Source organism: Acidovorax facilis (assembly GCF_023913775.1).
Classification (GTDB): domain Bacteria; phylum Pseudomonadota; class Gammaproteobacteria; order Burkholderiales; family Burkholderiaceae_C; genus Acidovorax; species Acidovorax facilis.
On record NZ_JAMXAX010000026.1, the window covers coordinates 1 to 22955 of the forward strand.

General features: G+C 64.3%; 26 protein-coding genes and 1 pseudogene. 17 read left to right on the plus strand and 10 right to left on the minus strand.

The features are described 5' to 3' along the window. Positions 1-388: D-ribose pyranase (gene rbsD / locus NFX52_RS10325; protein ID WP_252635628.1), on the plus strand; the 388-nt coding region annotated here is incomplete at its 5' end. A 125-nt stretch (positions 389-513) separates the two neighbouring features. After that, complete coding sequence (locus NFX52_RS10330; protein ID WP_055396463.1) at positions 514-1446, plus strand: MBL fold metallo-hydrolase; 933 nt, start codon at positions 514-516, stop codon at positions 1444-1446. 11 nt (positions 1447-1457) lie between these two features. Here NFX52_RS10330 and NFX52_RS10335 read toward each other — a convergent pair. Further along, positions 1458-1648: pseudogene (locus NFX52_RS10335) on the minus strand (IS481 family transposase); the annotation flags it as partial. Between the two features lie 103 nt (positions 1649-1751). Between NFX52_RS10335 and NFX52_RS10340 the strand changes: the two are divergent. Beyond that, positions 1752-3281, plus strand: coding sequence for a catalase (locus NFX52_RS10340; RefSeq protein WP_055396461.1), 1530 nt, complete (start codon positions 1752-1754; stop codon positions 3279-3281). Positions 3282-3407: 126 nt separating this feature from the next. On the opposite strand, the gene NFX52_RS10345 is transcribed toward NFX52_RS10340, so the two are convergent. Continuing rightward, positions 3408-4307, minus strand: coding sequence for a LysR family transcriptional regulator (locus tag NFX52_RS10345; RefSeq protein WP_055396457.1), 900 nt, complete (start codon positions 4305-4307; stop codon positions 3408-3410). A gap of 96 nt (positions 4308-4403) precedes the next feature. Between NFX52_RS10345 and NFX52_RS10350 the strand changes: the two genes are divergently transcribed. Then, entirely contained in the window at positions 4404-5387 is a 984-nt protein-coding gene (locus tag NFX52_RS10350; protein WP_055396456.1) for an NAD-dependent epimerase/dehydratase family protein, read from the plus strand. A 157-nt stretch (positions 5388-5544) separates the two neighbouring features. On the opposite strand, the gene NFX52_RS10355 is transcribed toward NFX52_RS10350, so the two are convergent. Next, a complete protein-coding gene (locus tag NFX52_RS10355) occupies positions 5545-6141 on the minus strand; it encodes a DUF4124 domain-containing protein (RefSeq protein WP_055396454.1) in 597 nt (198 codons plus the stop codon). A gap of 90 nt (positions 6142-6231) precedes the next feature. Further along, positions 6232-8214 (minus strand): lytic transglycosylase domain-containing protein, encoded by a 1983-nt coding sequence (locus tag NFX52_RS10360; RefSeq protein WP_207401912.1) that lies wholly within the window; start codon positions 8212-8214, stop codon positions 6232-6234. Positions 8215-8228: 14 nt separating this feature from the next. Between NFX52_RS10360 and NFX52_RS10365 the strand changes: the two genes are divergently transcribed. The 3 genes from NFX52_RS10365 to NFX52_RS10375 all read left to right on the plus strand — a co-directional run bounded on the left by NFX52_RS10365 (position 8229) and on the right by NFX52_RS10375 (position 9937). Continuing rightward, positions 8229-8801, plus strand: a complete 573-nt coding sequence (locus NFX52_RS10365) for a 5-formyltetrahydrofolate cyclo-ligase (protein WP_055396450.1) — start codon at positions 8229-8231, stop codon at positions 8799-8801. 126 nt (positions 8802-8927) lie between these two features. Beyond that, complete coding sequence (locus NFX52_RS10370; protein ID WP_055396448.1) at positions 8928-9620, plus strand: glutathione S-transferase family protein; 693 nt, start codon at positions 8928-8930, stop codon at positions 9618-9620. Between the two features lie 8 nt (positions 9621-9628). After that, positions 9629-9937 (plus strand): NIPSNAP family protein, encoded by a 309-nt coding sequence (locus tag NFX52_RS10375; RefSeq protein WP_055396446.1) that lies wholly within the window; start codon positions 9629-9631, stop codon positions 9935-9937. 24 nt (positions 9938-9961) lie between these two features. Here NFX52_RS10375 and NFX52_RS10380 read toward each other — a convergent pair whose 3' ends face one another. After that, a complete protein-coding gene (locus NFX52_RS10380) occupies positions 9962-10417 on the minus strand; it encodes a hypothetical protein (protein WP_055396444.1) in 456 nt (151 codons plus the stop codon). 45 nt (positions 10418-10462) lie between these two features. On the opposite strand from NFX52_RS10380, the gene NFX52_RS10385 reads away from it, so the two are divergent. Together NFX52_RS10385 and NFX52_RS10390 are read left to right on the plus strand one after the other, a co-directional pair. Beyond that, the gene (locus NFX52_RS10385; protein WP_055396442.1) at positions 10463-11716 is read left to right on the plus strand and encodes a multifunctional CCA addition/repair protein; all 1254 of its coding nucleotides are present in this window, start codon (positions 10463-10465) and stop codon (positions 11714-11716) included. Between the two features lie 128 nt (positions 11717-11844). Continuing rightward, the gene (locus NFX52_RS10390) at positions 11845-12303 is read left to right on the plus strand and encodes a GNAT family N-acetyltransferase (RefSeq protein WP_055396440.1); all 459 of its coding nucleotides are present in this window, start codon (positions 11845-11847) and stop codon (positions 12301-12303) included. 35 nt (positions 12304-12338) lie between these two features. Here the strand turns inward: NFX52_RS10390 and NFX52_RS10395 are convergent, their stop codons facing one another. Both NFX52_RS10395 and NFX52_RS10400 read right to left on the minus strand, forming a co-directional pair. Then, on the minus strand, positions 12339-12980 hold the full coding sequence (locus tag NFX52_RS10395; protein WP_252635629.1) for an NrsF family protein: 642 nt from the start codon (positions 12978-12980) through the stop codon (positions 12339-12341). Further along, the gene (locus NFX52_RS10400) at positions 12977-13522 is read right to left on the minus strand and encodes a sigma-70 family RNA polymerase sigma factor (RefSeq protein ID WP_055396436.1); all 546 of its coding nucleotides are present in this window, start codon (positions 13520-13522) and stop codon (positions 12977-12979) included. Before NFX52_RS10400 ends, NFX52_RS10395 begins: the two co-directional genes overlap by 4 nt. A 213-nt stretch (positions 13523-13735) precedes the next feature. Between NFX52_RS10400 and NFX52_RS10405 the strand changes: the two genes are divergently transcribed. The 4 genes from NFX52_RS10405 to NFX52_RS10420 are packed head-to-tail and all read left to right on the plus strand — an operon-like array spanning position 13736 to position 16130. Next, on the plus strand, positions 13736-14029 hold the full coding sequence (locus NFX52_RS10405; protein WP_055396434.1) for a BufA1 family periplasmic bufferin-type metallophore: 294 nt from the start codon (positions 13736-13738) through the stop codon (positions 14027-14029). Between the two features lie 3 nt (positions 14030-14032). Next, positions 14033-14884, plus strand: a complete 852-nt coding sequence (gene bufB, locus NFX52_RS10410) for an MNIO family bufferin maturase (RefSeq protein WP_055396432.1) — start codon at positions 14033-14035, stop codon at positions 14882-14884. Further along, the gene (locus NFX52_RS10415) at positions 14875-15657 is read left to right on the plus strand and encodes an HvfC/BufC N-terminal domain-containing protein (protein ID WP_055396431.1); all 783 of its coding nucleotides are present in this window, start codon (positions 14875-14877) and stop codon (positions 15655-15657) included. The genes bufB and NFX52_RS10415 overlap by 10 nt, the downstream gene beginning before the upstream one ends. Next, positions 15657-16130, plus strand: coding sequence for a DoxX family protein (locus NFX52_RS10420; protein ID WP_055396428.1), 474 nt, complete (start codon positions 15657-15659; stop codon positions 16128-16130). The genes NFX52_RS10415 and NFX52_RS10420 overlap by 1 nt, the downstream gene beginning before the upstream one ends. A gap of 14 nt (positions 16131-16144) precedes the next feature. On the opposite strand, the gene trxC is transcribed toward NFX52_RS10420, so the two are convergent. Next, positions 16145-16582: a thioredoxin TrxC gene (gene trxC / locus NFX52_RS10425; RefSeq protein WP_055396427.1), complete on the minus strand. Its 438-nt coding sequence runs from the start codon at positions 16580-16582 to the stop codon at positions 16145-16147. Between the two features lie 232 nt (positions 16583-16814). Here trxC and otsB point away from each other — a divergent pair, with 232 nt between their 5' ends. The 3 genes from otsB to otsA are packed head-to-tail and all read left to right on the plus strand — an operon-like array spanning position 16815 to position 20779. Beyond that, positions 16815-17552 (plus strand): trehalose-phosphatase, encoded by a 738-nt coding sequence (otsB, locus tag NFX52_RS10430; protein WP_055396426.1) that lies wholly within the window; start codon positions 16815-16817, stop codon positions 17550-17552. After that, positions 17549-19354 carry a glycoside hydrolase family 15 protein gene (locus NFX52_RS10435; RefSeq protein WP_252635630.1) on the plus strand — a complete coding sequence of 602 codons (1806 nt, stop codon included), beginning with the start codon at positions 17549-17551 and terminating at the stop codon, positions 19352-19354. The genes otsB and NFX52_RS10435 overlap by 4 nt, the downstream gene beginning before the upstream one ends. A gap of 48 nt (positions 19355-19402) precedes the next feature. Beyond that, the gene (gene otsA, locus NFX52_RS10440) at positions 19403-20779 is read left to right on the plus strand and encodes an alpha,alpha-trehalose-phosphate synthase (UDP-forming) (RefSeq protein ID WP_055396421.1); all 1377 of its coding nucleotides are present in this window, start codon (positions 19403-19405) and stop codon (positions 20777-20779) included. Positions 20780-20797: 18 nt separating this feature from the next. Here the strand turns inward: otsA and NFX52_RS10445 are convergent, their stop codons facing one another. Both NFX52_RS10445 and NFX52_RS10450 read right to left on the minus strand, forming a co-directional pair. Beyond that, entirely contained in the window at positions 20798-20992 is a 195-nt protein-coding gene (locus NFX52_RS10445) for a DUF2905 domain-containing protein (RefSeq protein ID WP_055396419.1), read from the minus strand. Positions 20993-21013: 21 nt separating this feature from the next. Beyond that, positions 21014-22132 (minus strand): class I SAM-dependent methyltransferase, encoded by a 1119-nt coding sequence (locus tag NFX52_RS10450; protein ID WP_207401911.1) that lies wholly within the window; start codon positions 22130-22132, stop codon positions 21014-21016. Positions 22133-22147: 15 nt separating this feature from the next. On the opposite strand from NFX52_RS10450, the gene NFX52_RS10455 reads away from it, so the two are divergent. Next, positions 22148-22933 (plus strand): SDR family oxidoreductase, encoded by a 786-nt coding sequence (locus NFX52_RS10455; RefSeq protein ID WP_055396416.1) that lies wholly within the window; start codon positions 22148-22150, stop codon positions 22931-22933. Positions 22934-22955: the final 22 nt, after the last annotated feature.

The following is a 22955-nucleotide window of genomic DNA, read 5'->3' on the forward strand; positions in this document are numbered from 1 at the left end:
GAAACGCACCGCCCTGTTGCACGCCGAACTCTCCCACGCCATCGCCACCCTGGGCCACGGCGACATGCTGGTGATCGGCGACGTGGGCCTGCCCATCCCGCCCGGCCCGCGCCGCATCGACCTGGCGCTCACCCCCGGCATCCCGGCCGTGGCCGATGTGCTGCGGGTGGTGCTGGAAGAAATGCAGGTCGAAAAAACCCTGATCGCCACCGAAGCGGTGGAGCGAAATGGAGGCCAACTGCCCGCCTGGTGCCATCTCCCGGTGCAGCCCCAGACCGTATCGCACGACGACTTCAAGCGCTTGACCCAACAGGCCCGCGTGATGGTGCGCACGGGCGAGTGCACCCCGTACGCCAACGTAATCCTGGTGGCGGGCGTGACGTTCTGATACAGCCGGGGCCGCTGGCCTGCGGGTTTTGGAGGGCTTTGGGCAGGGGCTACCTGCGGTAGGCTGGGCAGCAGCCCACGGCGCGGCGTTGATGCCCGCCACCGAAGCCCCCGAATTCCTGCCCCATGCCCACCACAGCGCCCCACGATCTCCTGCCCCCCGAAATCACCGTCCTAGAACGCGGCTGGCTGTCGGCCAACAACATCCTCTTCATCGGCCACCACGACACCGCCATCGTGGACACGGGCTATTGCAGCCATGCCGAGCAGACCGTGGACCTGGTGCGCGGCGCCCTTGCAGGCCGCAGGCTCGATCGCGTGCTCAACACCCACCTGCACAGCGACCACTGCGGCGGCAACGCGGCGCTGCAAAAGGCCTGGCCCGGCGTGCTTACGGCCATCCCGCCCGGCCAGGCCGACCATGTGCGCCAGTGGGATGCGTACGCGCTGAGCTACACCCCCACAGGCCAGGAATGCCCGCCCTTTCGGGCCGATACGCTGCTGATGCCCGGCTCTTGCGTGCTGCTGGGCGACAAGCCCTGGCAGGTGCATGCCGCGCCGGGGCACGACCCGCATTCGGTGGTGTTGTTCGAGCCCCAGGGCCGCGTGCTGATCTCGGCCGATGCGTTGTGGGAAAACGGTTTTGGTGTCGTATTCCCCGAGCTGGAAGGCGATGACGCTTTTGCCGAGGTCGCGGCCACGCTGGATGTGATCGAGAAGCTGTCGCCCCAGGTCGTCATCCCAGGCCACGGGCCGGTGTTTGCGGATGCACCCCGTGCCATCGACGGCGCCCGCCGCCGCCTGGACGGCTTTGTGCGCAACCCCGGCAAGCATGCGCTGTATGCGGCCAAGGTGCTGCTGAAATACAAGCTGCTGGAGTGGCAGCAGATCAGCATGGCCGACCTTACTACCTGGGCCCAGGCCACGCCCTACTTCGGCATGCTGCGCCAAGCCCATTTCGGCGATCAGCCCGAGGATGCGTGGCTGCAGGACTTGGCCGATGATTTAGTGCGGTCTGGAGCAGCGCTGCGTCAGGGGGAGATCCTGCACAACGTGTGATTGGGCTTAGCAGTGTCTGGGGCAGCTTTGGGCCCTAAGCAGTCATGCGACCCTATAGGCCGACCTGTGATCGGGGTCCGTTTCTTCCACCTCACTATCGTTTTCAGGTTGATTTCATGGCGCGCAGAAAGCGTTGACTATTTTGTATTGATCGACGGACAACCTTTGTCGTTGTGGCACTTCCGTGCAGAATCTGGCCCATAATGCTTCCTTCTATTCAAGGTAAAAGATTGCACCATCAAAACTTGCGATCAAACACCTAGTCTACAGTTGTTGATGGCCCCACAACCAATTAGGAGAAATTCATGAGCGACGACACCAAAAAGTGCCCCGTAACCCACATGACTACTGACTTCGGCGCCCCCGTGGTCACTAACCGCGACAGCCTCACTGCAGGTCCTCGCGGCCCCTTATTGGCTCAGGATGTCTGGCTGAATGAAAAGCTGGCCGGTTTTGTGCGCGAGGTCATCCCAGAGCGCCGCATGCACGCCAAGGGATCGGGTGCCTTCGGCACATTCACGGTCACGCACGACATCACCAAGTACACCCGCGCTAAGATTTTCAGCGAGGTAGGAAAGAAGACGGAGATGTTTGCCCGCTTCACTACGGTAGCTGGGGAGCGCGGTGCGGCCGATGCCGAGCGCGATATCCGTGGTTTTGCTCTGAAGTTCTATACCGAAGAGGGAAACTGGGACATGGTGGGCAATAACACTCCGGTGTTCTTCATCCGCGATCCTCGCCAGTTCCCTGATCTGAATAAGGCCGTCAAACGCGACCCTCGCACAAACTTGCGCAGCGCCACCAACAATTGGGATTACTGGACGCTTCTGCCCGAAGCTCTGCACCAAGTCACTGTCGTCATGAGCGATCGCGGCATCCCTGCCAGCTACCGTCATATGCACGGTTTCAGCTCGCACACCTACAGCCTCTGGAACCAGGCCGGCGAGCGTTTCTGGGTCAAGATGCATTTCCGGACCCAGCAGGGCATCAAGAACCTTACCGATGCAGAGGCCGGCGAATTGGTCGCCCAGGATCGTGAAAGCCATCAGCGCGATCTGTATGAAGCCATCGAACGTGGCGAATATCCCAAGTGGACGATGTTTATTCAGGTCATGCCAGAGGCTGATGCGGAGAAGTACGCCTTGCATCCGTTCGATCTGACCAAGGTCTGGTACAAGGGCGACTATCCGCTCATCGAAGTTGGTGAGTTCGAGCTGAACAAAAACTCCGAGAACTTTTTCGCCGACGTTGAACAGGTGGCCTTTTCCCCTAGCAATCTGGTACCTGGTATCGGTGTCAGTCCGGACCGTATGCTGCAAGCACGCCTTTTCAACTACGCCGATGCTCAGCGCTATCGACTGGGCGTAAATTACCACCAGATCCCTGTCAATCAGGCTCGCTGCCCAGTGCACAGCAACCACCGCGATGGTCAGGGGCGGGTCGATGGCAACTATGGTGCTTTGCCGCACTACGAACCCAACAGCTTTGGCCAATGGCAGGGCCAGCCGCAGTTCTCGGAGCCGCCGCTCAAGCTCACCGGCAATGCAGCCCACTGGAGCTACGACAAAGATGACCACAACTACTTCGAGCAACCTGGCAAGTTGTTCCGTCTAATGAACGACGGTCAGAAGGAAGCGCTTTTTGGCAACACCGGCAGAGCCATGGGCGACGCTCCAGAGTTCATCAAGTTCCGTCACATCCGCAATTGCCACGCCGCAGACCCTGCATACGGTGCAGGCGTAGCCAAGGCCCTGGGCATCAACCTTGAAAAGGCACTGGCCTCAAAAAAGGATGACCCTATGTACGGAAACCCACTGGTCGCCCTGCCTGCGTAGTAAAAGCGCCGGAAGTATGAAAAAGAGCCTTGGTAGACGCCAAGGCTCTTTTCTCACACCGTCAACTAAGTCAGGTTCTTCAGTCATTGGCAAGCAACCTCATCTGGTCAGATCGATGTCGACTTGCTAGGGAGTCACGTAGTCTTGTAGCCCCTTCAACAGTGCATCAAATGTCACCTTGCAGCTCGGGTTATTGCGCAGATCTTCGTGCATGGTGAGCCAGGTCTCCAGGCTCAGCGGAATGCTGCCAGGCAATATGTTCACCAGATTCAGGTCGCGCGCCGCTATATGCATTTGGCACACGCCAATACCGCAGCCAGCTCGGATCAGCGCAATCTGTGCCATGTCGTTGTCGGTACGCACCGCAAAGTTTTCGCGGTTCCAGATTGGGAATGCCTTGCGTGCGGCACGCACGAACGGCGTCTCTTCATCAAAGCCAATCAGCGCGTGCTGAGCCAGATCAGCCAGAGAGCTGGGAGTCCCGTGCTTGTCCAGATAGCGTTTGTGCGCATGAAAGCCAAGTGGCATCACTCCAACGCATCGGGCAATTAGTTGCTCCTGTCTGGGCTGTGTCATGCGCACGGCGATGTCGGCTTCGCGCTGCAGGAGGTCCTGCACCCTGTTGGTCAGCACCAGTTCTACCGTCAGGTCCGGGTGTGTGTCCTGCAGTTTCGCCAGGATAGGTGGTAATACCTCTTGCCCTATCACCTCGCTGGCCGTAACTCGCACTGTGCCTTGGATACCTGAGCCTTGGCTTTCGGCCGCGCGCTTCAGCGCAGCGGCAGCGCTGTACATGGTCAGGGCAAACGGCTGCAGCGCTAGCGCCGCCTCGGTGGGTAGTAGCCCCGTTTGCGAACGGGTAAACAGCGTCACGCCCAATGCTGTTTCCAGTGCGTCGACATGCCGCCCCACGGTGGGCTGGGCAATTCCCATGGAGCGCGCTGCACCGGACAGCGAGCCCTCTTCCAGTACGCCCCAAAAGGTGCGATACAGCTCCCAGCCAATATCGGTGTTGTTGATGGTCATACGAAAATGTATGGCGACTATCACATCTTGGTCAATTGCTTAATAGCAGTGCCCGCTAGAAACTCCTTGCCATCGCAACACATCCGGGGGTAATGAATGGAAAGCAACACGGCCTTGGTTCTAGGAGCCACCGGCGGCATTGGTGGCGAAATGGCTCGGCAATTACGCGATGCTGGCTGGACAGTGCGTGCATTGCGCCGAAGCGGTGAGCAGCAAATTGAGCGGCGCGACGCCATGAACCGCGAGGACGTGCTGGCAGCAGCAGAAGGCTGTTCCGTCATAGTGCACGCAGTCAACCCACCCGGTTATCGTCGTTGGGGTGAGCTGGTACTGCCCATGCTGGACAACACCATCGCCGCCGCGCATGCTAACGGAGCTACTATCGTGCTGCCTGGCACAGTCTACAACTACGGTCCCAGCTCCTTTCCCACGTTACATGAGGATTCACCGCAGCAGCCCATCACCCGGAAGGGAAGCATACGTGTGGAGATGGAGCAGCGTCTGAAGCAGGCCAGCAGCCAGAACTGCAGAGTGCTCCTGGTGCGTGCGGGGGACTTCTTCGGACCCAAGCTGGGCAGTAGCTGGTTCTCGCAGGGCATGCTAAAGCCCGGTCAGCCGGTTAAGTCTATTAGTGTGCCCAACGCACCCGGCATGGGCCACCAGTGGTCTTACCTACCCGACGTAGCCCGCACTATGGTGGAGCTGTTGCAGCTGCGTAGCACGTTGGATCCCTTTGCCGCCTTCCACACGGCCGGTCATTGGGACGCAGACGGCACCCAGTTGGCGGAAGCGATCTGCCGCGTGGTAGTCAAGCGCGGAGGAGTCAAGCCCAAAGTGAGAGCCTTCCCCTGGTGGCTTACCGTGCTTGCTGCGCCCTTTGTACCGACCCTGCGAGAGCTATGTCAGATGCGCTATTTGTGGAGCACGCGGGTAAAGATGAGCAACGCCAAGCTGGTCTCGACGCTTGGGCATGAGCCGCATACGCCGCTGGATGAGGCGGTGGAGGCCGCCTTGGAAGGTATGGGGTGCTTGCAGACGACGCCTGTGCGCAAGTTAAGCACCGTCAACAGTGATGGCTAACGACATCTGTCGCAAATTTCACAGTGCTTGATTGACTGTGATCAACCTAGACCTGCCTTTCACAGCTACCTACCGGACGACAGCTTCTGGCCGCAAGCAGGCAGCGGGTCGTTCCTCCGGCCCTCCGCCACCTGCCCAGCAACCCAAGACCACCCCATCAATGCTTGAATTGCTTGTCGCAGCCCGTCACGTGGTTCTTACTGCTGGACATGCACTGGTAAAACGACTTCTTGTTGCCCGACGCGCCCTGGCAGTCCGACACGCTGTATTTGCCCTTGGCTTCGCGGATCTTGGGGGCCGTGCTGTCGAAAGCGGCTTGGGTCATGTAGCCGTCGCGCACGTTCTTCTGACCCACTTCCAGCATCAGGTCGGCCTGGTATTTGATGTTGTCCACAGCGGTGGAGCAGTTGAGCGCCACCTGTTGGCCATCCACCGTGCCCAGGGACTTTTTGAGCCCCTCGCCAAACTCTTCCACGTCTTTGGAAATCTTCTTGGTGCCGTCTGCGTTGTACTGGGTGGCACCCGCAGACTTGCCCGCCGTGCCGCTCTTGCTGCCTACACTGCCCGCACTACCACTGGTGCCGTTGTTGCTCTGCAGCTTCATCGGCTCGGCATCCTGCTTGGCAGGGGGTGGTTGCGACCCATAGTGGGTCTTGCCATTGGCATCGACCCACTTGTACACCGGCTGCGCGTGGGCGACAGCGCCCAGAACCATCACCGCGGCGGCCACGGCCACCCAACCCAGCTTTCTCATGGCTTCCCCTCCATTTATTGATAAAAACAGGCTCTAGCGCTTATTCAATAAGCGCTGATAGCTCTTTTATTTATAGCATCCACTCAACAATCAAGGCAGATCCTTGTTCACCTCCGGCGCCGCCGCATCGCGCGGGCCGATGGTGCCCAGTCGGCTCTTGAGCGACTGAGGCTGGCCGGTCAGCATGGCGGCATAGTTGGTGGTGTTGGACAGCACCTTCTTCACGTAGTCGCGCGTTTCGGCAAACGGCACGTTTTCGGCCCAGATGGAGGCGTCCAGCACGGGGCCGTTGCGCCAACTGCGCGGGCGGCCCGGGCCGGCGTTGTAGGCGGCGGCGGCCATGGGCATGGAGCCCGCAAAGTCGTCCAGAGCGAGCTTGAGGTAGGCCGTGCCGATGGTGATGTTGGTGTCGCGGTCGTTGATCTGGTCGGCCGTGAAGCCGTTCAAACCGATCTTTTTGGCCGTCCAGCGCGCAGTGGCGGGCATGACCTGCATCAGGCCCGATGCGCCCACATGCGAGCGCGCGTCCATGATGAAGCGGCTTTCCTGGCGGATCAGGCCGTACACATAGGCAGGGTCTAGGCCGATGCCGTTGGCACGCTCCACGACTGCGTTGCGGAAGGGGGTGGGGAAGCGCTGGCTCGTCTCGATGAACCCCTTGGTGCGTTCGCTGGTGTTGATGCAGCGGTCCCACACCTCGCGCTGGCACGCAAAATCGGCGGCGGCCAGCAGTTCGCGGTCGGCCATGCCACCGCTCTGGTGCAGGTTGGTGGTGTAGTTCCACTCGCGCACGCCCTCGCTGCGCAGGCCGAGCAGGATGGCGTACAGGCCACGGTTGAGCCCGGGGTTGGCGCGGGCGGCGGCTTTTTCTTCGGTCGTCAGCGGCGCAGGGGCCGGGGGCGTGGTGATGCGCTGGCCCAGTTCCTCCAGCGCCAGCATCTCGTAAAAGCCGCGGGTGCTGGCGATGGCCTCCAGCAACTGGCGGGCCTCGGCGCGGTCGGTCTCGCTGGGCTTTCCTGCCAGCAGCGAGCGGGCCTTCCAGTACGCCCAGGTACTGTCCTGGCGGGCTTCGGCACTCATGGCGTCCACGGCCTTGCCCACCGCCTTCCACTGGCCGGCACGCAATGCAGCGCGCACCTTCCAGCCCAGCAACTCGTCGTTCAGATCGCTGTCTTTGGTCACGTTGGCAAAGTAGCCCGCAGCGCTGCCCGAGAGCTTTTGCGCAGCGGCCTTGCCGATCACGCCCCAGGCCCAGTTGCGCTCTTCGGGCGTCAGGTGCACGCTCCATTTGCTGTCGAGCTGCTGCGCGGCGCCGTCGGGGTCGCCGCCCGCCAGCTTGATCAGGGCCAGCAGCACCAGCTCCTGGCGGGCGTTACCGCGTGCCGTAGCGCGCGACAGCAGGAACTTGGTGGGGGCGTCCAGCACTTCTTTGAGCAGTGGTAGCGAGTCGGGCGAGACGATCTCGACCGCATTGCGCACCACACGCTGCCGGTTGGCCTCCACGCCCAGGCGCGCCTTGCGCCAGATGTCGAGCGCAGTGAGTTTTTTGTAACCGTAGAGTTCACCTGCCGCATGGGTGCAGCCGTCGTCGGCGTCGCGGATGGCATACCAGTTGCTGCGCACATCGTCGCCCACCGTGGCGGGTGCCGTACCTTTGATCTGGTCGATGAGCAAGGCATAACAGCGCACCTCGCGGTCGTCGGACATGCGGTAGCTGGGGTGCTGCTCGGCAAACTGCGCCCAGTTGCGCCGCTGGCCCAGCAGCAGCAGCCAGTCGTTGCGCATGCGGTCTTCCTGGTAGCTGCCAGCGTAGCGTTGCATGAAGGACTGGATTTCGGCGGGTTGGGCCTCGCCGAGGCGGGCTTTCAGCTCCCAATAAGCCGCCCAGGGCTCCAGCGCATGGCCGCGGGCGGAGGGCAGCAGCTGTGCGAGCTTGTTGCGGTCGCCTTTGCGAAACGCCTGCTGCATCTCCAGCAGGGTATCGTCACCCTTGTTTTGCGCCTGGACAAGGGGCACAGCGGTGGCCAGCAGGGCGCTGGCGACAAGGGGTGTCAGAATTCGAAACAATTGCATGGGGGAATTATCTGATGGACAAAGCAGCCCTTCGGCGCGCGTTGATAGAAGAACGCCTCAACTTGCCTGATCGCCTACAGCGATCCGACCTGTTACAGCAGGTGATGCGCATCTGGCTGGTGAACCGGCCCGACACTGTGATCGGCGCCTATTGGCCCATCAAAGGCGAGTTTGACCCACTGCCCGCCCTGCACCGCTGGAAGGAAGACGGCGAGCTGCTGGACGAACCGCAGCGCCGCCGCATCGGCCTGCCGGTGGTCAACAAGGTGCACAAAACGCTGACCTTCCACGCCTGGCACCCCGGCTGTCCCATGGAAGAAGACGCCTACGGCATCCCCAAGCCCAAGGACACCGAGGTCATCGTGCCCACACTGCTGTTTGTTCCGTGCGTGGGCTACGCGCCGGGTGGCTACCGGCTGGGCTATGGCGGTGGGTTTTACGACCGCACGCTGGCCACGCTGCAACCCAAGCCGTTCACCGTGGGCTTGGGCTTCACCCATGGCTACCTGGATGATTTCGAGCCTGAGGAGTTCGACCTGCCGCTCGACGCCATCCTGAACGACAACGGGGTAGTCTGGCCTGTCTGAGCGGCCAGACCGGCTCCTCGGGGCCCGGTGATGCGCGCTACGCATCATTCAGGCCTTTTTTGGCATCGCTGGCGCATCGCGCAGCCGCTAGCATGGCGAGCTGACCTTCATTTTTCAGGTGCCCCCATGCTCAAGCTCTACATCGGCAACAAGAATTACTCCTCCTGGTCCATGCGCCCCTGGGTGCTGCTCAAGCAGGCGGGCATCGTGTTTGAAGAAGTGCGGGTGCGCTTTGACAGTTTTGATGCCGATTCGGAGTTCAAGCGTGTGATGGCCCCCGTGAGCCCCACCGGCAAGGTGCCCGTGCTGGTAGATGGCGACCTGGTGGTGTGGGACACGCTGGCGATTGCCGAATATGTGGCCGAAAACCACCTCGACAAAAACCTCTGGCCCGCAGACGCCAAGGCCCGCGCACGCGCCCGCAGCGTCTGCGCGGAGATGCACAGCGGCTTTACCGCCCTGCGCGGCAACTGCCCCATGAACATCGAGGCGAACCTGGCCGACACCGGCGCGCTGATCTGGCGCGACCAGGCTGGCGTGCGCGCCGATGTGAACCGCCTGGTGGAGATGTGGAGCGCCCTGTTGCAAGAGCACGGCGGGCCGATGCTGTTTGGCGAGTTCACCATTGCCGACGCCTACTTTGCCCCTGTGTGCATGCGCCTGCACAGCTACGCGCTGCCCCTGCCGCCGCACATCAGCGCGTATGTGGACCGCGTGCGCGCCCTGCCGGGGGTGAAAGCCTGGATCGACGACGCGCTGGCCGAGAAAGATTTTCTGGACTTTGAAGAGCCCTACCGCCTGCGGCATACCGAAGGCTGAGCCGCACCATGGCCGTCACCATCTATCTGCGCTACGTGCTCAACACCCGCAAGCTGAAAGAGTTCGAGCACTACGGAAAACTGTGGATTCCGCTCGTCGAAAAGTTCGGCGGGCAGCACCATGGCTACTTCATGCCCAGTGAGGGCGCCAACAACATCGCGCTGGCGCTGTTCACGTTTGACAGCCTCGCGGCCTACGAGGTGTACCGCGAACAGTCGATGCAGGATGCGGAATGCCAGGCGGCGTTTCGGTATGCCGCGGAAACCGAGTGCATCGTGAGTTATGAGCGGAGTTTTTTCAGGCCGGTGTTTGGCTGAACAAGCACTGCGCAGGGAGCCCCGCTACCGAAACTGCTTGCGCAAAAACGGCTTGTGCCGCGCGATGTGCGCCAGCTGGGCGGGGGCGACGGTACCGCCCAGGTCTTCCTCTTCCGCGTTGAGCACCTGGTTGGCATAGGCCAGCGCACGCGCCACCACCTCTTCGTCGCTCACGCCCTGCTGCGCTGCCAGGTCCAGCGCCACGCGCTTCATGGCGCGCTGCGACAGCATCCACATGGCGCCAAAGGCATCCCACGCGGCCATCGCCTCTTTGAACTTGTCGCGGTCGGCCAGGATTTCGTTCAGCGGCTTGGCCAGGATCTCTTGCAGGTCGTCCACCTTGGCCTTGAGGGCTTCAAACTGCGCCTCGCGCTGCAGGGCTTCGGCGGCGGCGTTGGCCGCTGCGTCGGGCGCCGTGGGCACGGGCACGCTGCCATCGGGGTTGAGCTGGGCAATGGTGAGGTCTGACGATAGGGACATGGTGGGCTGGAATATACGGCCGAGGGCCCGGCCTAAACTACGCCGATGCAAATCTACATGGTGGGCGGCGCCGTCCGCGACAAGCTGCTGGGCCGGCCGGTGAATGACCACGACTGGGTGGTGGTGGGCGCCACGCCCGAGCAGATGTTGAAGCTGGGCTACCTGCCCGTGGGCCGAGACTTCCCGGTGTTTTTGCACCCCGAGACACGCGAGGAATACGCGCTGGCCCGCACCGAGCGCAAGAGCGGGCGCGGCTATCGGGGTTTTGAGGTGCACAGCTCGCCCGATGTGACGCTGGAAGAAGACCTTTCGCGACGCGACCTTACTATCAATGCAATAGCTACTAGCGCTTATGGAATAAGCGCTGGCGGCATATTTGACCCATATTTTGGTGCCAGAGACATCGAGGCACGGGTGCTGCGCCATGTGACCGATGCCTTCCGCGAAGACCCGGTGCGCATCCTGCGCGTGGCGCGGTTTGCGGCGCGGTTTACTGATTTCACGGTGGCGCCCGAAACCATGCAGCTGATGCGCGAGATGGTGCAACACGGCGAGGTGGACCACCTGGTGGCCGAGCGCGTATGGCAGGAGCTGGCGCGGGGGCTGATGGAGGACAAGCCGTCCCGCATGTTCGAGGTGCTGCGCGAGTGTGGCGCGCTGCAGGTGCTACTGCCCGAGGTGGCGCGCCTGTGGGGCGTGCCCCAGCGGGCCGAGTACCACCCCGAGGTGGACACCGGCGTGCACCTGATGATGGTGCTGGACATGGCTGCGCGGCTGGAGGCGCCGCTCACGGTGCGCTTTGCCTGCCTGGTGCATGACCTGGGCAAGGGCACCACGGCCGCCGATATGCTGCCGCGCCACATCGGGCATGAGGAGCGCAGTGCGGAGCTGCTGAAAGACGTGGCCGAACGCCTGCGCGTGCCCGTGGACTGCCGCGAGACGGCCGATGTGGTGGCGCGCGAACATGGCCACATCCACCGCAGCACCGATCTGTCGGCCGCCGCGCTGGTGCGCCTGCTGGAGCGCTGCGACGCCATCCGCAAGCCCGAACGTTTTGCCGACATCCTGCTAGCCTGCGAGTGTGATGCGCGCGGACGGCTGGGGTTTGAAGAATCCGCCTACCCGCAGCGCCCGCGGCTGGCGGCTGTGCTGGCGGCCGTCCAATCGGTCGTCACGCGCGACATTGCAGCGCAGGCGGCGGCCAAGGGTGTGACTGGGCCGCAGGTGGGTGCGTTGATCCACCAGGCGCGGGTGGAGGCGGTGGCGCAGTGGCTGCAGCCCCGCAGCGACGTTGCCTGACCCTGCACGCGACCGCCCAAGACGTGGACAGCCCCTCCTACAATCCGCGTCCGCCTGTATTCCATCCGGGGTACAGCCTTGCAAGAACCTGATGCAGTTTCGCGCCCCACAGCCGTCCCAACGTCTCCATGACCACTGTTCACATCCGCCTTGCCACCCCAGCCGACGCCGACACGATCGCGCCGCTGTTTGATGCCTACCGACAGTTCTACGAGCAGGCACCAGACCTGGCCGGAGCGAAGGCCTTCATCGCGGAGCGGTTAGAGCGTGAAGAGTCGGTGATCCTGCTGGCGCTGGATGCGTCGCAAATGGCGGTAGGCTTTTGCCAGCTCTACCCCACGTTCTGCTCGGTGGAGGCCGCACCTATCTACACGCTGTACGACCTGTTCGTGGCCCCCGCGGCCCGCAAGACAGGCGCCGGGCGCAGCTTGCTGATGGCAGCAGAAGCCACGGCCCGCACCCATGGAAAGGTGCGCATGGACCTGACCACAGCACACACCAACACCACCGCACAGTCCCTCTACGAATCGCAGGGCTGGACGCTGGACACGGTTTTCCGCGCCTACAACAAACGCGTCAGCGCCTGAACCACCAGGGCGCTTGGCACACTTGCCGCGCCCCCTCACCAACGCAGCAGGCGCGGCCCCAGCACCGCCCCCAGCGCAGTCGGGATGGCCATGCCCGCCACATACCAGACAGCCAGGAAGGGCGTGGCCATTTCGGGGCAATGCAGGGCGTACACCAAGGCGCCCAGCGCACCCGCCAGCAAACCAGCGCCCGCACCCGTCCACACCAGGCGCGTGGGGGCAGCGCCCTTGAGGGCCCAAAAGCCTGCAACAAATGCCGGCACCGACAGCGCCGCGATATTGAACGGGCAGGTGCGCCAGGTGCTGCCCAGGATGAGCGGCATGCGCTCTGCGGCGGACACCTGCGACAACGCCCACAAGGCCATGGCCCACAGCACCAGCGGCGGCATGGCCAGCCACAGGGCTGCGTGGCCCAGCGCCATGCCAGGGCGGGCCATGCGGCGCAGCAGCGCCAGCCCGGCAGCAGCGAGCGCGGCGGCAAACACCAGCTTGCCCCAGAACATGGGCAGCGCCATGGTGGCCAGCAGATCAGGGCGCAGACCGAACAGGGCCAGCATCAGCACCCCGGCGCCGGCAATGCCCGCCAGTGCGGCCACCACAAAGCGCTGCTCTATCGCGTTGCGCTGCACCAGCCGGTCATCGGTGGCCAGCAAGTGGATCAATTCATCGGTTTTCATGCCATTCCCCTGATCTTGGCGGCCAGGGCCTTGAGCCCCCGGTGCACGCCGACTTTGACAGCCGATTCCGACAGCCCCGTGAGGCGCGCCGTCTCGACCACCGACAAACCTTCCAATTTCACATACTCAATCGGCAGCCGCTGCTTGTCGGGCAGCGTGCGCAGCAACTGCCCCAGGTCCCGCCGGGCTTCGGCGGCCTCGCTGTCGCTGCGGGCAAACAACTCGTCGGCATCGTCCAGCGGGTCGTTGCGCCCCTCTTTGACGGCATGCGAGCGCAACCAGTCGATGAGCTTGTAGCGCGCAATCGCGTGCACCCAGGCCGTCACCGGCATCTCGGGCCGGTAGGTGTGGCGCTGGTTATGCACCGCCAGCAGCGTCTCCTGCACCAGGTCTTCCACCTCATCGGGCCGCTGCGCGAGGCGGCGGCGCAAAAAGGCGCGCAGGTGGGCGCTCAGCTCTTTCAAAAAGCGCTGGTAGGCGGCTGCGTCGGCATCCAGCCCCTGCATCAACAAGCCGCGCAGGCGTTCTTCCACACTCTCCATGGTGTCTCCCTGCAGGAAATTCGTATGCCGGAGCCATTGGGTTACAGGCATCGCAAAAAAATGTTTCGCCATGCCGCTCCGAAATTTTTCGTACAGCGCTGTAACCCGCAAGTTGCGCTGCGCGAATTACAACGCAGATCGGGCAGTTCAACGCGGCCTCTCGCTGCACCCCGATCGGATTCAACCCTGACCCAACCCTCGGAGAACCGTACCATGACCACTCGCACCCTCAGCCTCGGCGCCCTTGCCCTTGTAGCCCTGACCTCTGGCGCCGCCATGGCCCAAACCACCTCCGCCCCCATGGAAGGTGCCAAGCCCGCCATGGAGAAGTGCTACGGCGTCTCGATGGCTGGCAAGAACGACTGCGCCGCCGGCCCCGGCACCACCTGTGCGGGCTCCGCCAAGGTGGACTACCAGGGCAACGCCTGGAAGTTTGTGCCCGCAGGCACCTGCGCCACCATCAAGACGCCCAAGGGCATGGGCTCGCTCACCCCCATCAAGGCCTGACCGATGGCCCTGTGCCCTCTCACCGCTGGCCTGGGCCTCAAGCCCCAGCACTATGACGAGGCGCTGCACTGCACCGCCACGGGTCTGTGGTGGGAGGTGCACCCCGAAAACTATCTGGCCGAGGGTGGCCCCCGCCTGGCCTGGCTGGAGGCCATCCGCGCTCGCCACCCCGTGGCGCTGCACGGCGTATCGCTGTCGCTTGCTGCCGATGCACCGCCCGACGCGGCACACCTGGCGCGACTGGCAGCCCTTGCAAGGCGGGTGGAGCCAGCCATCATCTCGGAGCACTTGGCATGGTCCACCTGGCGCGGGCAGTACCTGCCCGACCTGCTGCCGTTTCCGCGCACGCACGCGGCCCTGCAGCGCATCGCTGACAACATCGCCCGAACGCAGGATGCGCTGCAGCGCCCCATCGCCATCGAGAACCCCACGCACTACCTGCACATCGACGGCCACGACTGGCTTGAGACCGAATTTCTGACCGAGCTGGTGCAGCGGACTGGCTGCGCCCTGCTGCTGGACGTGAACAACGTGTACGTCAGTGCCAACAACCTGGGCTTTGACGCGCTGACCTACCTCAACGCCTTTCCCCTGCACGCCGTGGCCGAAATCCACCTGGCGGGCCACCATGCCGACCCGGTGCATGGCGATGCCCTGCTGATCGACAGCCACGACGCGTCCATCGCCCCGGTGGTGTGGGCGCTGTACGAGCAGGTGATCGCGCGCACAGGTCCCGTGCCCACCCTCATCGAACGCGACGACAATCTACCCGCCTTCAGCGAACTGCTGGCCGAGCGCGACAAGGCCCACAACGCGCTCACAGCGGCGCAGCCCGAGGAGGCAGCATGCAGCTGAGCGCATTCCAGGACGGCTTCTCTGCCGCGTTGTTCGGCCATGCCGAGCACGCACCGTGGCTGTCTGCGCTGGAATCCCAGCCCGGCTTTGCCGTGTACCGCAACACCGTGCTCAAGGGCTGCATTGATGCCCTGCAGGCCAGCTACCCCACGGTGTGCCAGCTGGTGGGCGAAGAATGGTTTCGCGCCGCCGCTGCGGTGTATGCCCGCACGCAGCCGCCGGCTGACGGACTGCTGATGGACTACGGCGCGGAGTTCGCTGACTTTCTGGCCGGTTTTGCACCAGCGGCCGAGCTGCCTTACCTGCCGGCCGTGGCACGCCTGGACCGCTGCTGGACCGAATGCCATCTGGCGGCAGACGCCACCGCAGTGGACCGCAACTGGCTGGCACAGCAGGCGCCCGATACATTGCCCCTGGTGCAACTGCGCCCCCACCCCGCCGCACGCTGGGCCTGGTGCGACGAGCATCCCGCCTACGCGTTGTGGCAGAGCCACCGCGAAGGTCTGCTCCCCACAGAGCCGCTGGACTGGACCGGCGATGGGGCCTTGCTCACCCGGCCCCACGCACCCGTGACGTGGCGCCCACTGTCGCGCGCCGGAGTGGCCTTTTTGGACGCCTGCGCCCAAGGCCAGACGCTGGAGGCCGCCGCCACTTCAGCCCTTGCGGCCGAGCCCACCGCAGACTTTGCGGCCCTGATGGGCACCCTGCTGGACGCAGGTGCATTGATACCCACCGACTCACACCAATTCACCCCGAGGCCAAGGAGCCCCTGATGACCACCAGCACACATTTCCCCACTGCACCCGCCAAAGGCCAGCGCAAGCTATTGACGCGCCTGGCCGATGCAGCCACCTCGCTCACCCCGCACAGCCTGCTGGCGATGGTCAACCGCGTGGCAATTGCAGGCATCTTCTGGCTTTCAGCGCGCACCAAAGTCGAGGGGTGGTTCACCATCTCCGACAGCGCCTATGCGCTGTTCCGCGATGAGTACAAGCTGCCCCTGCTGCCACCCGAGCTGGCGGCGCAGATGGCCACCGTGGCAGAGCATCTGTTCCCTGTTCTTCTGGTGCTGGGCCTGCTCACGCGCCTGTCGGCCCTGGCCTTGCTGGGCATGACGCTGGTCATCCAGGTGTTCGTGTACCCCGATGCCTGGCCCACGCACCTGTCATGGGCGGGGCTGATGCTGTACCTGGTGGGGCGCGGCGCAGGCAACGTGTCACTGGACCGGGCACTCGGAATTCGTTGAGGCGCCTGTCTTTTTTAAACTGCCGCTGTTCGCACCCAGCGCACGATGTCCGCAGCCCCCAGCGCGCCCGAAACGCGCGCCACTTCGCGCCCCTGCTGAAACAAAATCATGGTCGGAATGCTGCGGATCGCATAGCGCGCCGCGATGGCCTGGTGGTCTTCGGTGTTGAGCTTGGCCAGGCGCACACGCGGCTCCAGCTCGCGGGCGGCCTGCGCAAAGGCCGGGGCCATCTGGCGGCAAGGCCCGCACCAGGGCGCCCAGAAGTCCACCAGCACGGGGATGTGGCTGCGCACCACATGCTTGTCAAAACTGGTGGCATCCAGCTCCAGCGGCGCCCCCGCGAAAAGGCGCTGATGGCACTTTCCGCAATCGGGCGCGTTGCCCAGGTCGGCGCGCTGCACGCGGTTCGTGGTGTGGCAATGGGGGCAGACGATGTGCAGGGCTTCGGTCATGGTGCGGCAATCGGTGTGAGCAAAAAGCGGGCCTCTTAGAACCTGTTCAAGATCTTTTCGGGGATCGCAACAGGTTCTTACACATGGCGGCACAAGCCGGGCGTTTCAAGAGCGGGCCTAGCAGTCCTGAGGTCTTGATGTTGCACCCCGTCGCACACCTTGCGCGCGTTTACCAGCGCTGAAACACCCTTTCACCCGGGTCAGCTTCACCGCGTCTGATAAGGTTTCGCCCATGCAGCTGCTCCCCCTTCTGACAACTGCCCATGCGCTTTTTCTGGACTTTGACGGCACGCTCACCGAGCTGGCGCCGCGCCCCGAGGCGGTGCGCATCGCTTCCGGGCTGGTCCCCACGCTGTCATCGCTGTACACCCACTTGGACGGCGCGCTGGCCATCGTGACCGGGCGGCCTGAGGCCGACATCGACGGATTTCTGGCCCCGCTGCACCTGCCGCTGGCCAGCGAGCATGGTGCCCAATACCGACTGACCGACACATCCCACCCTGCCGTTCTGCCGCCAGACCTGGAGAACGTTCTGCGGGCTGCGTACGACCTTGCGGCGCACTATCCGGGGTTGCTGGTAGAGCCCAAGCGCGCGAGCGTGGCCCTGCACTACCGCCAGGCCCCCCACCTGGAAGGGTTGTGCCACGACACCCTCGTGCGCGCCATGCAGCAGGTGGAGGGTGTGGAACTGCTGCGCGGCAAATGTGTCTTTGAAGTGAAGCCCCGGGGCGTCCACAAAGGCCAGGCCATTCTCGATTTCATGACACAGGCCCCCTTTGCCGGGCGTACCCCAGTCTTTGTGGGAGATGACGTCACCGATGAGGCTGGCTTTGCCGCAGTTCAGGCACTGGGCGGCTGGGGCATCAAGGTGGGCGAAGGGCCGACCATGGCACAACACCGCTGCATGACATCCGCCGCCTTGCGCGGCTGGCTGTCTTCTGCACGCACGACCTTGGAGCGCGAACGATGAACACGGCAGCCAACGATCCCCAAGCGGGCTCACTCAACCTCGGGATGATCGGCAACTGCGCCATCAGCGCACTGATCGACAACCACGCCCGCATGGTGTGGTGCTGCCTGCCCCGTTTTGATGGCGACCCGGTGTTCAACGCCCTGCTGCAGCCCGGCGACGAAGGCAGCCACTTCGCGATCGAACTGGAAGACCTGGCATCGGCCCACCAGTGGTACGAGCCGAACACCGCCATCCTGCGCACGCAGCTGTTTGACAAGGCGGGTCACGGCATCGAGATCACCGATTTTGCGCCGCGCTTTTACAGCCGCTCGCGCTACTTTCGCCCCATGACGCTGGTGCGCCGGGTGCGCCCCATCCAGGGTGCGCCGCGCATCCGTGTGGCGCTCAAGGTGCGCTACGACTGGGGCCAGACTACCCCCGAGATCACACGCGGCAGCAACCACATCCGCTACGTGGGCGAGGGCATGACGCTGCGCCTGTCCACCGATGCGCCGGTGTCGCATGTGCTGTCGGGCCAGGCATTTGTGCTCACACGCGAACACAACTTTCTGCTGGGGGCGGACGAGACGCTGGTGGAGGGCATTGCCGACACCGCGCGCCTGTTTGAGCAGGAGACCACCTCCTACTGGCGCAGCTGGACCCGCGCTCTGGCCGTGCCGCTGGAGTGGCAGGAGGCCGTGATCCGCGCGGCCATCACGCTCAAGCTTTCGCTGTATGAAGACACCGGCGCCATCGTGGCCGCCATGACCACCAGCATCCCCGAGTCCGCCCACAGCGGCCGCAATTGGGACTACCGCTACTGCTGGCTGCGCGATGCGTTTTTTGTGGTGCGCGCGCTCAACAGCATCTCCGAAGCGGGCACCATGGAGGACTACCTGCGCTGGCTGAGCAACGTGGTGGTGGAAGGCGGCGATGGCCACATCCAGCCGCTGTACGGTATTGGCCTGGAGCAAGAACTGCCCGAGAGCCTTGTGCCGCAGCTGGCGGGCTACCGCGGCATGGGCCCGGTGCGCGTGGGCAACCAGGCGGCCGAGCATTTTCAGCACGATGTGTACGGCAACATCGTGCTGGGCGCGGCCCAGGCCTTTCACGACCACCGCCTGCTGCACCGCGCGGGCCCGGCCGAATTCACGCGGCTGGAACAGGTGGGCGAGAACGCGGTGCGCGTGTATGGCCAGCCCGACGCCGGCATGTGGGAGCTGCGCACGCGCGCCAGGGTGCACACCTCGTCCGCGCTGATGAGCTGGGCAGCCTGCGACCGGCTGGCCAAGATCGCCGCCACCCTGCAGCTGGCCGACCGTACCAGCCACTGGCAGCAGCATGCCGACCGCATGCGCGCCGAGATCCTCGACAAATCCTGGTGCGAAGCGCGCCAGGCGTTCGCCGAGAGTTTTGGCGGCCATGAACTCGACGCGAGCGTGCTGCTGATGGCCGAGGTGGGCCTGATCGACCCCAAGGACCCACGCTTTGTGAGCACCGTGGAGGCCATGGAAAAGAGCCTGTGCGATGGCCCCTACATGCGCCGCTACGAGGCGGCCGACGACTTCGGCAAGCCCGAGACGGCCTTCAACATCTGCACCTTCTGGCGCATCGACGCGCTGGCGCGCATTGGCCGCAAGGCCGAGGCCCGCGCCATCTTCGAGACCATGCTGGCCGCCCGCAATCCGCTGGGCCTGCTGTCCGAAGACACACACCCCGAGACCCAGGAAATGTGGGGCAACTTCCCGCAAACCTACTCCATGGTGGGCGTCATCAACGCCGCCGTGCGCCTGTCGGCCCCCTGGGACAGCGTGATTTGAGGCACTGTCCGACAACGGCCCGGGGCGATCCACAACGATGATCAACCCATGAGCCGTCTTGTTGTTATCTCCAACCGCCTTGCAGACCCCCGAAAACCCGCCGCCGGCGGCCTGGCCGTCGCCCTGGGCGAGGCCCTGAACCAGACCGGGGGCCTCTGGTTCGGCTGGAGCGGCACCGTGGTCGAAGACGGCACACCCGGCGAGGGCGAACTGCACACCCGGCAGGCAGGTGCCGTCACCCTGGCCACCGTGGACCTGTGCCGCGAAGACCACGACAGCTACTACCACGGCTACAGCAACAGCGTGCTCTGGCCGGTATTCCATTACCGCCTGGACCTGGCCGACTTCAACGCCAGCTACATCGCGGGCTACCGCCGCGTGAACCAGATGTTTGCGCGCAAGCTGCTGCCTTTGTTGCGCGACGACGATGTGATCTGGGTGCACGACTACCACCTGATCCCGCTGGCGGCCGAGCTGCGGGCCATGGGCTGCAAGCAGCGCATCGGGTTCTTTCTGCACATTCCCATGCCGCCGCCGCTCATCATGGCGGCCATCCCGCAGCACGAGTGGCTGATGCGCTCTTTGTTCGCCTACGACCTGGTGGGCCTGCAGAGCGAGGCCGACGTGTCGCATTTCACGCGCTATGTGCGCAACGAAGGCAGCGCGGAAGAGGTGGACGAAAAGCGCGTGCGCGCCTTTGGAGCCACCGTGGTGGTGCAGTCCTTTCCCATCGGCATCGACGTGGACGAATTCACACGCCTCACGCACGCGCCCGACGCGGTGGAAACCTACGAGAACATGCGCGACGAGTATTCACGCAGGCGCCTGCTGCTGGGCATTGACCGGCTCGACTACTCCAAGGGCATTCCGCAACGTGTGCGGGCCTTTCGCGAACTGCTGGACCGCTACCCGGAAAACCGCGACAGCGCCACGCTCATCATGATCGCCTCGCCCACGCGCGACGACGTCAACGCCTATGCCGACCTGCGCCAGGAGCTGGAAGGTCTGTGTGGCGCTGTCAACGGCGACTACGGCGAACTGGACTGGATGCCCGTGCGCTACATCCACCGCATGGTGGCCCGCAAGCGGGTTCCGGGCCTGTGCCGCGCCGCCGCCGTGGGGCTGGTCACGCCACTGCGCGACGGCATGAACCTGGTGGCCAAGGAGTACGTGGTGGCGCAAGACCCGGACGACCCGGGCGTGCTGGTGTTGTCACGCTTTGCCGGTGCGGCCGAGCAGCTGAAAGAAGCGCTGCTGGTGAACCCCTACGACACCCAAGGCATGGCCGACAGCATCCAGCAGGCATTGCAGATGCCGCTGGTGGAGCGGCAGGCGCGCCACCAGAAGCTCATGGCGCGCATCCGCGAGCACGACGTGCACTGGTGGCGCAAGGCGTTTCTGGACGCATTGCAGGCGGCGGGGTAGCCGCCCAGCTGCGGCCCGTTACAACAGCTTGGTGATCAGGCTGACCACGAAGCTCAGCAGCAGCGTGGACGCCAGCGGCACATCCCAGTCGCGCCCCAGCCAGCGAAACCGGAAGTCCCCCGGCAGGCGCCCAAAGCCCAGGCGGCGCAGCAGCGGTGTGAGCCAGCTGATGAACATCAGGGCCAGGAGGATGACGAGGAGCCAGCGGAACATGGGTAGCGCAGCAGCAGGCGGTCAGAGTCGGTGCGAACGGTCTCCGTGGCTGAATCCTAGCGGCTCCCACGCCTCGCCCGCGCCCACGGCCAGCACCTTGAACAGCTCGCCCATCTCGTGCTCCATGATCAATTTGGCCGCTGTCGCCCGTTGGGCTTGCGGTAGCAGCTCCATTTTTGGTAGCAAGCCGCAGTTGATGAGGAAATGCGCCTGCGTGGTGTAGCCCAGCACGTTCAGGCCCGCCTCCTGCGCGGCCAGCGCCATGGCGGTGAAGTTGACGTGGGCCGTGATGTCCTTCAAACCCACCGCCACCAGCGGGTCGCCATCGGCTAGGTGTCCCTGGTGGCACATCACGGTGCCCATGTGGCGCTGGGGGTGGTAGTACTCGGCCTCGCCAAAGCCGTAGTCCAGCAAAAAGGCCGCGCCGCGCGTGAGCCGGTCCACCAGGGTGCGGATGAAGCCTTCCCCCTGGGCATGGATCTCGGTCAGGTAGTCCTGGGGCCCTTCGATGTCCACGGGTGGGCGCAGGTCGGTGGGGCGGTCGGCCCAGGCAAAGCTGCCGTCGTCCTCTACCACCACACCGCGCTCGTGCCACACGCCATCCGCCTGGCCACCGTGGCGCGCGAGCAGTTGCACGGGCATGGCATCGAGCACCTCGTTGCCCACCACCACGCCGCTGAACGTTTCGGGCAGCGCATCCACCCAGCGCAGCTTGTGGGCGTGCGCCACCAGCTTGGCCTGCTGGCGCGCGCGCAGGCTGCCCGACAGATCGACGATGGTGTAGCGCTGCACCTGGTCGCCCAGGGCATCCAGCAGCTGCAGTGCCAGCGCGCCCGAGCCCGCGCCAAACTCCCAGACCTCATCGGTTTCGGTCTGCGCCAGCGCCTCGCCCACCTGCACGGCCAGCGTCTGGCCGAACAGTGGCGTCATCTCGGGCGCGGTCACAAAGTCGCTGCCGGACTCGGGCATGGCGCCGAATTTGGTGGAATCGTTGGCGTAGTAGCCCAGGCCGGGCGTGTACAGGGCCAAGGCCATGAAGCGGTCAAAACCCAGCCATCCGCCCTCGGCGGCAATGGCCTGGGTGATGTGCTGGTGCAGGGCGGTCGTTAAACTGTCGGGTCTTTGGGTCACGGCCCGCATTGTCTCCCAGCCCACATGTCTACCCCCACCCATCCACGCACCGTTCTGGTCACAGGCGCCGCCAAACGCCTGGGCCGCAGCATTGCGCTGGCCCTGGCGGCAGGCGGCTGGCAGGTGGCGGTGCACTACCGCTCGTCGGAGCAGGACGCTATCGATACAGTAGCTGCTTGCGCACAACTGACAAGCGCTAGCGCCCATTTTGATGCTGATTTTGAGGACGAGGCCTCCGTGCGTGGCCTGCTGCCCCGCGTGGTGGCGCACTTTGGCCGTGTGGATGCGGTGGTGAACAGCGCCTCGCTGTTCGAGCACGACAACGCCGCCACCTTCGGCTTTGCCGCGCTCGAAAAACACCTGCGCAGCAACACCGCCGCTCCCGTGCTGCTGGCCCAGGCGCTGCACCAGCATGTGGCCGACCGCGTTGCCCAGGGCGAGGCCGATGCACAAGGCGCCGTGGTCAACCTGCTCGACCAGAAGCTCTGGAACCAGAACCCCGATTTTGTGAGCTACACGCTCTCCAAGGCTGCACTCGAAGCTGCGGGCACCATGCTGTCCATCGCCCTGGCGCCGCGCGTGCGTGTGGTGGGCGTGGCGCCCGGCCTCACGCTGACGAGCCACATGCTCAGCGACGAAAAGTTCGCGCAGCTGCATGCGCTGTCGCCGCTGGGCCGCTCGTCCACGGCCGAAGATGTAGCCGCCACCGTGAAGTTCGCGTTGGAGAACCGGTCGATGACCGGCACGACGCTGCTTGTCGACGGTGGCCAGCACCTGATGAAGTTTGACCGCGATTTCTCTTTGATGTGAGCGCACGCTCACTCCAGGACCT

What these genes read in the sequence shown, in the direction of transcription:
- NFX52_RS10395 (WP_252635629.1), bottom strand. Translation starts at nt 12,980, where the DNA reads ATGAAAACCGATGAATTGATCCACTTGCTGGCCACCGATGACCGGCTG.
- NFX52_RS10415 (WP_055396431.1), top strand. Translation starts at nt 14,875, where the DNA reads ATGCAGCTGAGCGCATTCCAGGACGGCTTCTCTGCCGCGTTGTTCGGC.
- otsA (WP_055396421.1), top strand. Translation starts at nt 19,403, where the DNA reads ATGAGCCGTCTTGTTGTTATCTCCAACCGCCTTGCAGACCCCCGAAAA.
- NFX52_RS10400 (WP_055396436.1), bottom strand. Translation starts at nt 13,522, where the DNA reads ATGGAGAGTGTGGAAGAACGCCTGCGCGGCTTGTTGATGCAGGGGCTG.
- NFX52_RS10420 (WP_055396428.1), top strand. Translation starts at nt 15,657, where the DNA reads ATGACCACCAGCACACATTTCCCCACTGCACCCGCCAAAGGCCAGCGC.
- NFX52_RS10360 (WP_207401912.1), bottom strand. Translation starts at nt 8,214, where the DNA reads ATGCAATTGTTTCGAATTCTGACACCCCTTGTCGCCAGCGCCCTGCTG.
- NFX52_RS10450 (WP_207401911.1), bottom strand. Translation starts at nt 22,132, where the DNA reads ATGCGGGCCGTGACCCAAAGACCCGACAGTTTAACGACCGCCCTGCAC.
- NFX52_RS10350 (WP_055396456.1), top strand. Translation starts at nt 4,404, where the DNA reads ATGGAAAGCAACACGGCCTTGGTTCTAGGAGCCACCGGCGGCATTGGT.
- NFX52_RS10355 (WP_055396454.1), bottom strand. Translation starts at nt 6,141, where the DNA reads ATGAGAAAGCTGGGTTGGGTGGCCGTGGCCGCCGCGGTGATGGTTCTG.
- bufB (WP_055396432.1), top strand. Translation starts at nt 14,033, where the DNA reads ATGGCCCTGTGCCCTCTCACCGCTGGCCTGGGCCTCAAGCCCCAGCAC.
- NFX52_RS10455 (WP_055396416.1), top strand. Translation starts at nt 22,148, where the DNA reads ATGTCTACCCCCACCCATCCACGCACCGTTCTGGTCACAGGCGCCGCC.
- otsB (WP_055396426.1), top strand. Translation starts at nt 16,815, where the DNA reads ATGCAGCTGCTCCCCCTTCTGACAACTGCCCATGCGCTTTTTCTGGAC.
- NFX52_RS10375 (WP_055396446.1), top strand. Translation starts at nt 9,629, where the DNA reads ATGGCCGTCACCATCTATCTGCGCTACGTGCTCAACACCCGCAAGCTG.
- NFX52_RS10370 (WP_055396448.1), top strand. Translation starts at nt 8,928, where the DNA reads ATGCTCAAGCTCTACATCGGCAACAAGAATTACTCCTCCTGGTCCATG.
- trxC (WP_055396427.1), bottom strand. Translation starts at nt 16,582, where the DNA reads ATGACCGAAGCCCTGCACATCGTCTGCCCCCATTGCCACACCACGAAC.
- NFX52_RS10380 (WP_055396444.1), bottom strand. Translation starts at nt 10,417, where the DNA reads ATGTCCCTATCGTCAGACCTCACCATTGCCCAGCTCAACCCCGATGGC.
- NFX52_RS10345 (WP_055396457.1), bottom strand. Translation starts at nt 4,307, where the DNA reads ATGACCATCAACAACACCGATATTGGCTGGGAGCTGTATCGCACCTTT.
- NFX52_RS10390 (WP_055396440.1), top strand. Translation starts at nt 11,845, where the DNA reads ATGACCACTGTTCACATCCGCCTTGCCACCCCAGCCGACGCCGACACG.
- NFX52_RS10445 (WP_055396419.1), bottom strand. Translation starts at nt 20,992, where the DNA reads ATGTTCCGCTGGCTCCTCGTCATCCTCCTGGCCCTGATGTTCATCAGC.
- NFX52_RS10435 (WP_252635630.1), top strand. Translation starts at nt 17,549, where the DNA reads ATGAACACGGCAGCCAACGATCCCCAAGCGGGCTCACTCAACCTCGGG.
- NFX52_RS10330 (WP_055396463.1), top strand. Translation starts at nt 514, where the DNA reads ATGCCCACCACAGCGCCCCACGATCTCCTGCCCCCCGAAATCACCGTC.
- NFX52_RS10365 (WP_055396450.1), top strand. Translation starts at nt 8,229, where the DNA reads ATGGACAAAGCAGCCCTTCGGCGCGCGTTGATAGAAGAACGCCTCAAC.
- NFX52_RS10405 (WP_055396434.1), top strand. Translation starts at nt 13,736, where the DNA reads ATGACCACTCGCACCCTCAGCCTCGGCGCCCTTGCCCTTGTAGCCCTG.
- NFX52_RS10340 (WP_055396461.1), top strand. Translation starts at nt 1,752, where the DNA reads ATGAGCGACGACACCAAAAAGTGCCCCGTAACCCACATGACTACTGAC.
- NFX52_RS10385 (WP_055396442.1), top strand. Translation starts at nt 10,463, where the DNA reads ATGCAAATCTACATGGTGGGCGGCGCCGTCCGCGACAAGCTGCTGGGC.